The organism is Maricaulis sp. B-26, from assembly GCF_056857855.1.
Window position 1 is genome coordinate 1 of the sequence record NZ_JBSXNX010000003.1, and the last position, 7,124, is coordinate 7,124.

The following is a 7,124-nucleotide window of genomic DNA, read 5'->3' on the forward strand; positions in this document are numbered from 1 at the left end:
AGAATCAAACTCTCAGGTTGAGTTTCGATCCTGACGCGCTTGGCATTCAAAGTTCAACGGGATTGTGGTCATGCCCAGGCCGGCCAAAGCCAACCGGGACAAACCAAAATCGTCGTAGAAAAACGCTTCAGCGTGTCAGTGCCATTGGTGGTCTGACCCACCGCAGAACACCGCCGCCTGCGTTTCTCTTTCCAATCCAACAATGTCAAAGAGCCGGACCGAACAAACAACCAAAAGGCCATCCGCTCGACCCGCGCCGCTCAGGATCCCGAAGAACCCGTCCCGGCGAGGAGGGCGGTATCTAGTCCGCCGCATTTTCGAAGTCAATCAACTTTCTTCAGAGATGTGCAGCTGATTTTCCGAAGCCTGAAAAGCGGCGAAAAACTGACTGCCCGGCACCACCGCTTTAGGCGGCACCGGCCTCGTTCGAAAAGACGACAAGACCTCGCATAATAAGGAAACGACGCCCGTCCGCAAGGAGAAATCCGCTGCGGCAGCGCCGTCGTGGGGCGGTTTCTACAGGATGCCGGATCAGGCGCAACCCCCTACCCCAGCATTTTCTGCATGCCGTCCCGGCTCGCTTACCCGAAAACGCCCCAACCCACAGCCCTGACAGGGAAATCCGGGTGCTGAAGAAATTGCGCTAAGAGCGGATATAGGCTTCAAGCGCAGCCGCCTCGGCCTCCATGTCGGCGATCTTCGCCTTCACCACATCGCCGATCGAGACGATTCCGAGCATCTCCCCGTCATCCATGATCGGGACGTGCCGCACGCGACGGTCCGTCATCAGCACCATGAGATCGCGGAGAGAGGTTCCGCGATCGGCCGTAACGAAAGCCGCGGTGAGGGCCTGGGATACCGGGCGGCTCAGGCAGCCGATACCGTTCAGCGCCATTTCCCGAACCAGGTCCCGCTCGGAGAGCACAGCGATCGGCCTTCCCTTTCGATCGACCACGACGAGCGCACCGATCGCGTGCGCATCCAGCGTCTGCGCCGCCTTCTCCAGCGTCGCGGTCTCTTCGATCGTGACGACATTGTTTCCCTTGGTCTTCAGGATGGCCTCGACAATCATGTTCGCACCTCCGCACGGCAGCGTGTTCTCATCCGGTTTCCTTGTACCACAGACCGGCGCCGGGCGCATCGCCACCCGATCGGCCTCCCCCCGGGCCGATGTGAATCGGTTTTCGTGGACAGCGCCTCCCGGCTTCGTCACGGTTGTGCATACCGGGCCTGCGATCAGGGGAGGCTGCGCGCCATGGGATACAAGTCACGACTCACACGGGACCTCGATCGCTGGATCGGGGCCGGCTGGATCGAAGCCGGACACCGCGACCGGATTCTCGCCGACATCGCGCCCGGGCGCGCCGGCTGGTCGGTGACGGGCGCCCTGGCGATTCTCGGTGCAGTACTGCTGGCCATGTCCGCAATCACCTTCGTCGCCGCGAACTGGGAGGGCATGGCGAAGCTGGCCCGCTTCGCCGTGATCCTCTCCGCGCTCTGGGTCTCCCTGCTGGGTGCGGGTCGCGCTTTCGACCGCGGCGCGGATCATCTGGGTCATGCGCTGGCCGTGCTCGGCGCCGCGTTGTTCGGTGCAGCCATCATGCTCACCGCGCAGACCTTCAACATGACGTCCTTCCGCAATACCGCGGTTCTGATCTGGGCCGGAGCGGCGCTCCTGACTGCACTCGCCCTGCCCTCACGGCCGGTTCTGATTCTAGCCGCCCTGCTCGGCGGCCTGTGGGCGACGCTGGAGGCGTTCAATCCGTTGGTTGGCGGTACGCTGTGGAGCTATCTGCCGCTCTGGGCGATCACGGCGCTTCTCGCCCTGCGACTCGAATCGAAGGTCACGCTCAATCTCCTCGCGCTCGGGCTCGCCCTGTGGGTCGGTCATGCGCTGGAGCGCTATGACCGGGCCGTCGAGATTACCGATTTCGGCCTGCAGGCGGGGGCGACGCTTATCCTGGGTGCCATCGCCCTCGCCGGTGCAACGGCGCGCGATCGCCAGATCCCCGGCGGCGGCATCATGGCCGCCTGGTTCGGAATTCTGGCCCTCCTGTCCGGGATCGGTCTCCAGTTTGCCATCGATCGCGTCGCGACTCTCGCCATCGATCCGGATCGTGCGATCTCGGTTCCGGGCGAGGCCTATTACGCCCTGGCGCTGCCAGCCCTGGCGGCCGGACTGGTACTGACCGTCTGGCGAACGCTGCGAGACCGGACAGGCCGGCTCGCCGGTGTCAGTCTCGCCGCCGCACTGATCGCGATCGCCTTTCTGCCGGAAGTGTCGCGCATCGGCGCCGATGGCATGCTGATGGCGCTGCGCATCATGGCCGGCGGTCTGGTCTACGCCGCCACCGTCGCGCTGATTCTCCAGGGCGGACGTAGCGGCAGCCGGGCGACCGGTGTGATCGGCATTGCCGGATTCGTGATCCAGACGCTTTACGTCTACGCGGAAACCTTCGGCGGACTGCTCGACACGGCGCTCTTCTTCTTCGTCGGCGGCCTGCTTCTCTTCGCGCTGAGCCTCGGTCTGTTGCGATGGCGGTCGCGCAGTGTTGTTCCGGCCGAAAGCACGCCCCCGTCCGATACCGAGGGAGAACAGTCATGAGCCGCACTTTCAGACTTGCGGGAATTGCGACGCTGATGACGGCTTTCCTCGCATTCATGCTGGTCACGCATCTCGACCGGCGGGCCAATAGTCCGGAAATTCTGGTCGATGTGCAGGGGTATGATCCGCGCGACATCTTCCTCGGACATTTCGCTGCGATCCGGACGCCGCTAGGCCGGCTGGATGCGGCATCGCTCGATGGCGATGATGACTTCGCCCGCGGCGATCCTGTCTTCGTCGCGCTGTCGGTCGGAGAGGACGGGCTCGCCCGTCCGGTCGCGCTCTACCGCGAACATCCGGGCGCTCCGCTGGTCGCACGCGGTTATGTGACCGCGCAGAACCGGCAGACGCGGGAATGGGTCGTCACCACGGATCCGGATACCGGCGAGGTCACGCGCGAATCCGTGGAGGTCGATTACAACTGGGTCTATGCCCGCTTCAATATCGAGCGCTATTTCGCGTCGGAAGCGATCGCTCTCGCTCTGCAGGACCGGCTGCGAGAGACCGACGAGGACGGCGATAACGGCGTCCGCCTGATTCTCGCCGTGCCCGAAGACGGCGCGCTCCTCATCAAGGGGCTGGAGGTCGACGGCGAGCGGCGAGTCGACTCGGTCTGGTAGGAACCTAGCGCCGCCCCCCGAAGAGGACGAGAAAGGCCGGCAATAGCGCAGCGCCCGCCAGCGTGCCGCCGATGTGGGCAATCCATCCGATCTGGATGGGCATGGCGAAGCCGGTCAGCCCGATCAGCAGATTGAACCCGATCCAGGGGAGCGCAAACCGGATCAGCCCCCGCCAGCCGGCGCTGATCCAGCCGATCGCGGCGATGAGTCCTGACGCGCCGGTCGAGGCACCGCCCATCACCATCATTCCGCCCTGGTGAAAGACGGTCTCCGCCAGCGCCCCGCATGCCGAGCAAGCCAGGAAGAAGAGCACGAAGCCGAGCGTGCCGCGCCCGTCCGTTCCGAACCGGGCCGCCACAAGACGCCCCGCGGAGAGGATGATCGTCAGGTTGAGCACGAGGTGGAGCAGGCCGAAATGGATGAGGATGTGGAGAAGATATGGCGCCAAAGGCCCGAGCGGCTGAGGCGGGGCCGGCTCTCCGGGTCCGGTCATCACCAGCACGCTGGCCTCGAACAGCCATTCATTGAGTGCGGGCGAAATCCAGGGCAGCAGGGCTGCGAGGATGATCGGCCCGGCGAGAATGAGCACGCCCGCCGGCATATTGTTGAAGACTGGCTGTCTCATCCTGACGTCCCGCAGCGGCACACCCGTTCCAAATCACGCTCCAAATGCTTGCGCCATATGGGCACTCGCCCCTCGCGAGTACAACGTTTCCCCTAGCAGGAGAACGATTTAGCGCCGCCACACCCTTTGGCATGCCCGTTGCAAACCATCGGGTCGAACACGGTCTAAGGGACACGACACCATGACGACGCGCAAGGCTTCAATCGCTCTGGCAACAGCCCTCGCCCTGACCGCCCTCACCGGCGGCGCGATGGCGCAGACGACCCAGACGGCTACCAGCTGGGAGCAGCCCTATGGCAGCTCCAACGCGCAGTCGAGCCGCCCCTGGTCCGGCGCTTCGGCCAGCGCCGGCGCGGCGGCTCGCTCCAGCGCGGGCAATCGCGTCGTGATCGACGGCATCATCCAGACCGGCGTGGGCGTCTCGACCCAGACCGGCCTGTTCGGAAACGGCGGCGTGGGCGCGAATGCCACCGCCATCGGCAACCAGCTCAACGTCAATGTGAGCGGCCAGTGGAACACGGTCGTCGTGAATTCCACCCAGACGAACAATGGCGACATCAACGCCAGCGCCCAAGCCAACGGCAATGTGAGTAACGACAATGCGGAAGACTAAGCTTCTCCTCGCCTCGCTCGCGAGCGTCATCGCCCTGACCGGTTGTGCCACCACGGCCCGGACCGGCGGATCGGACGGCCTTTACGCGCAGCCGATCGGCGGCGCGCCGGTGACGGCCAATCCGACGCCCTATTCGGAAGCGCTGGTCTGCCTGGCCAATTACGCACGGGCGAACAATATCCAGTCGCCGCGCATCGCCGTGGGACGCCTGTCGGACTATACCGGCCGCGCCTCGCTGGAAGGCGGCGCCGCGGTGACCCAGGGTGCCTCGCTGATGGCGATCTCGGCCTTCTCGAAAGCCGGCATCCGCCTGGTCGAGCGCTTCGACACTTCCGTGTCCGAGCTCGAGCTGCGCTATGCCAACAATTCGCTGATCCGCGACGGCAATGGCGAGCAGCGCCAGATCATGGCGGCCTCCCTGCCCGGCTCCGACTTCCACCTGGTCGGCGGCATTACCGAGCTCAACTACAATATCCGCTCCAACGGCATCGACGTGCTGGGCGGCGACCGGATCGACAGCGATCCGATCGGCCTGTTCAACCGTCGCGCCTGGGTGATGAATATCGGTCTCGACCTGCGCCTCAACGATACGCGCACGATGGAGACCGTGGACGTCATCTCCTATCAGAAGCAGATCATCGGCCGCGAAGTCTCGGCCGGCATCTTCGCCTTCTGGGACGATGCGGTGATCGATATCTCCGGCGGCGGGCGTTCGCTCGAGCCGGTCCAGCTGGCCGTGCGCTCGGTGATCGAGCGCGCCGTGCTGGAACTTTCCGCACAAATGTACGGTGTCGACGTCGCGTCGGCCTGTTCCTTCTCCGATCCGATCGGCGGCGGCTTCACGAATGTGACCGGCGGCGTCGATGCATCCACCCCCTACGGCTCCAGGGAGACGTCGAATGTCCAAGCACGGACCAATGTTGATCGCGGGCATGAGCGCCGTGACGCTGACGTGCGCACCTATCTTCGCGGACGATACGACTGAGATCCTGAACGGCCAGATCAATCTTGATGCCGCCATCCAGGTGGTGGCGACCGGGGAAACCGATCGGGCCGACGCAGCGAATCTCAACTCGATCGGCGTCGCGAATGCGCTGACCGTGGACGTGGTGACACGCCACGACATCCAGTCCGACCAGACCTTCAGCGGTTCGGTCGAGACCGGAGCGAGCACGGATGTGCGCGCCATCGACGGCACCGCGATCACGACCTCCACGGCGATGGGCAATTCCGTCAGCGTCATCAATGATGCCGGCATGGATGCGGACATCGCGCAGAGCGCGGCGGACGGATCGCGCGTCTCGTCCTCGGCACAGCTGTCCGTGTCGAGCTATGCGATGAATTCGGTCACCTCGGCGACGGCCTCTGCCAATGCCTATCAGTCGACCAGTTATGGCGGCGACAACGACCATCGCCTGCGCCAGGATTCCGGCGCCGACGTGACGGCGGACGGCTATGTCCTCGCCCCGACCGGCGGGCTGGGCAACAGCGCGACGATTCTCGGCGCGGCCAACGGCAACTCCGCCCGGATCGAAGGTTATTACATGGGGCCGGACCAGGTCGTGGATACCGACCAGGACAATCGCGGCGACGTGACGGCCCGGGCCGGCGCGGACGCCGGCGGCGGCGCGGTCTCGACCCAGATCGTCTCTTCGGCCAACGGCAATTCGGTCTGGATGCAGAACGAGTACGGCTATGCCCGCATCCAGGGCGAGCAGAACAATTCCGGTACCGTGACCGCGGAAAGCTCGGCCGAGATCGGCAATTTCGACATCGACATGGTCTCGCTCTCCTCCGAGGGCGTGGGCAATTCGGCGATCATCTCGAATATCGGTTCGAACGCCTATATGGGCGTCGACCAGACCAATACGGGCGCGGTCAGCACCACGACCAGTCTCGCCGGCGGCGAAGGCGGAGCCGCCCTGCTCTCCGCCACCAGCTTCGGCAATGCCGCGACGACCTATATCTGCGCGGAATGCCCGGTCGAGGGCTGGGGCAATACCAGCCAGGTCAATGCCGCAACGATCAGCTCGGCCGTCACCGGAAGCATGACCACCGGCAATGTCCTGACCGGCTCGGCCACCGCGATCGGCAATTCGGCCACCTATCAGAGCATCACGCCCCATTCCGGCAATTAGAACACGCTTGCTCTTCGGAGGAAGCGTGGCCCCGGCCCTCGTGTTGTGAGGGTCGGGGCCCTTTGATTCTGGGCTGAGATTCGTCTTCCCCCGGGTAGTTTGTTCGATCTCACGGCAGTCCGCTTCGCGGACGCCTCCGATGGGGCGGGCTGACCGCCCGGCGCGCGGTCGCGCTTGCGGGACCGGTGGTCCCGGGTGTCAGAGCCGTTATCGTCTTCCCCCGCCGGGGGAAGTGGGGCGCGGCAAGGCCGCGGGTCGATGGGGGTATTCGGCGCCTCATCCTGCACCAGCCCCCTCCGTCCCTTCGGGACACCTCCCCCGGCGGGGGAGGACGAAACACTTTCAGCGCCACGGCGTTTCCGCCTGGCGGTATGAGGGGTGCAGGATGCCGGCTGATGCCGGAGTGTTGCTGTAAGTGTGAGTGACATCAGGGACATCCTGCACACGGAGATTTACCGGAGCCCTCACGGGCTCCCTCTCGAAACCGGTCTGGACAGACAGTCAGCGCTTTTGCTGCCTCTCC

General features: G+C 64.9%; 7 protein-coding genes. 5 read left to right on the forward strand and 2 right to left on the reverse strand.

All coding sequences use genetic code 11. The features are described 5' to 3' along the window. Positions 1 to 643: 643 nt before the first annotated feature. Positions 644 to 1,072 carry a CBS domain-containing protein gene (locus AC13HB_RS00045; RefSeq protein WP_482947667.1) on the reverse strand — a complete coding sequence of 143 codons (429 nt, stop codon included), beginning with the start codon at positions 1,070 to 1,072 and terminating at the stop codon, positions 644 to 646. 183 nt (positions 1,073 to 1,255) lie between these two features. Between AC13HB_RS00045 and AC13HB_RS00050 the strand changes: the two genes are divergently transcribed. Then, the gene (locus AC13HB_RS00050) at positions 1,256 to 2,605 is read left to right on the forward strand and encodes a DUF2157 domain-containing protein (RefSeq protein WP_482947668.1); all 1,350 of its coding nucleotides are present in this window, start codon (positions 1,256 to 1,258) and stop codon (positions 2,603 to 2,605) included. Beyond that, positions 2,602 to 3,225 (forward strand): GDYXXLXY domain-containing protein, encoded by a 624-nt coding sequence (locus AC13HB_RS00055; protein ID WP_482947669.1) that lies wholly within the window; start codon positions 2,602 to 2,604, stop codon positions 3,223 to 3,225. Before AC13HB_RS00050 ends, AC13HB_RS00055 begins: the two co-directional genes overlap by 4 nt. 4 nt (positions 3,226 to 3,229) lie before the next feature. Here AC13HB_RS00055 and AC13HB_RS00060 read toward each other — a convergent pair whose 3' ends face one another. After that, positions 3,230 to 3,850 carry a rhomboid family intramembrane serine protease gene (locus AC13HB_RS00060; protein ID WP_482947670.1) on the reverse strand — a complete coding sequence of 207 codons (621 nt, stop codon included), beginning with the start codon at positions 3,848 to 3,850 and terminating at the stop codon, positions 3,230 to 3,232. 181 nt (positions 3,851 to 4,031) lie between these two features. Between AC13HB_RS00060 and hfaA the strand changes: the two genes are divergently transcribed. The 3 genes from hfaA to hfaD are packed head-to-tail and all read left to right on the forward strand — an operon-like array spanning position 4,032 to position 6,601. Beyond that, positions 4,032 to 4,463, forward strand: a complete 432-nt coding sequence (gene hfaA, locus AC13HB_RS00065; protein WP_482947671.1) for a holdfast anchoring protein HfaA — start codon at positions 4,032 to 4,034, stop codon at positions 4,461 to 4,463. Next, positions 4,450 to 5,448, forward strand: coding sequence for a holdfast anchoring protein HfaB (hfaB, locus tag AC13HB_RS00070; RefSeq protein ID WP_482947672.1), 999 nt, complete (start codon positions 4,450 to 4,452; stop codon positions 5,446 to 5,448). Before hfaA ends, hfaB begins: the two co-directional genes overlap by 14 nt. After that, a complete protein-coding gene (hfaD, locus tag AC13HB_RS00075) occupies positions 5,363 to 6,601 on the forward strand; it encodes a holdfast anchor protein HfaD (RefSeq protein WP_482947673.1) in 1,239 nt (412 codons plus the stop codon). The genes hfaB and hfaD overlap by 86 nt, the downstream gene beginning before the upstream one ends. The last annotated feature ends 523 nt before the right edge of the window (positions 6,602 to 7,124 follow it).

What these genes read in the sequence shown, in the direction of transcription:
- hfaB (WP_482947672.1), top strand. Translation starts at nt 4,450, where the DNA reads ATGCGGAAGACTAAGCTTCTCCTCGCCTCGCTCGCGAGCGTCATCGCC.
- AC13HB_RS00055 (WP_482947669.1), top strand. Translation starts at nt 2,602, where the DNA reads ATGAGCCGCACTTTCAGACTTGCGGGAATTGCGACGCTGATGACGGCT.
- AC13HB_RS00060 (WP_482947670.1), bottom strand. Translation starts at nt 3,850, where the DNA reads ATGAGACAGCCAGTCTTCAACAATATGCCGGCGGGCGTGCTCATTCTC.
- hfaD (WP_482947673.1), top strand. Translation starts at nt 5,363, where the DNA reads ATGTCCAAGCACGGACCAATGTTGATCGCGGGCATGAGCGCCGTGACG.
- AC13HB_RS00050 (WP_482947668.1), top strand. Translation starts at nt 1,256, where the DNA reads ATGGGATACAAGTCACGACTCACACGGGACCTCGATCGCTGGATCGGG.
- AC13HB_RS00045 (WP_482947667.1), bottom strand. Translation starts at nt 1,072, where the DNA reads ATGATTGTCGAGGCCATCCTGAAGACCAAGGGAAACAATGTCGTCACG.
- hfaA (WP_482947671.1), top strand. Translation starts at nt 4,032, where the DNA reads ATGACGACGCGCAAGGCTTCAATCGCTCTGGCAACAGCCCTCGCCCTG.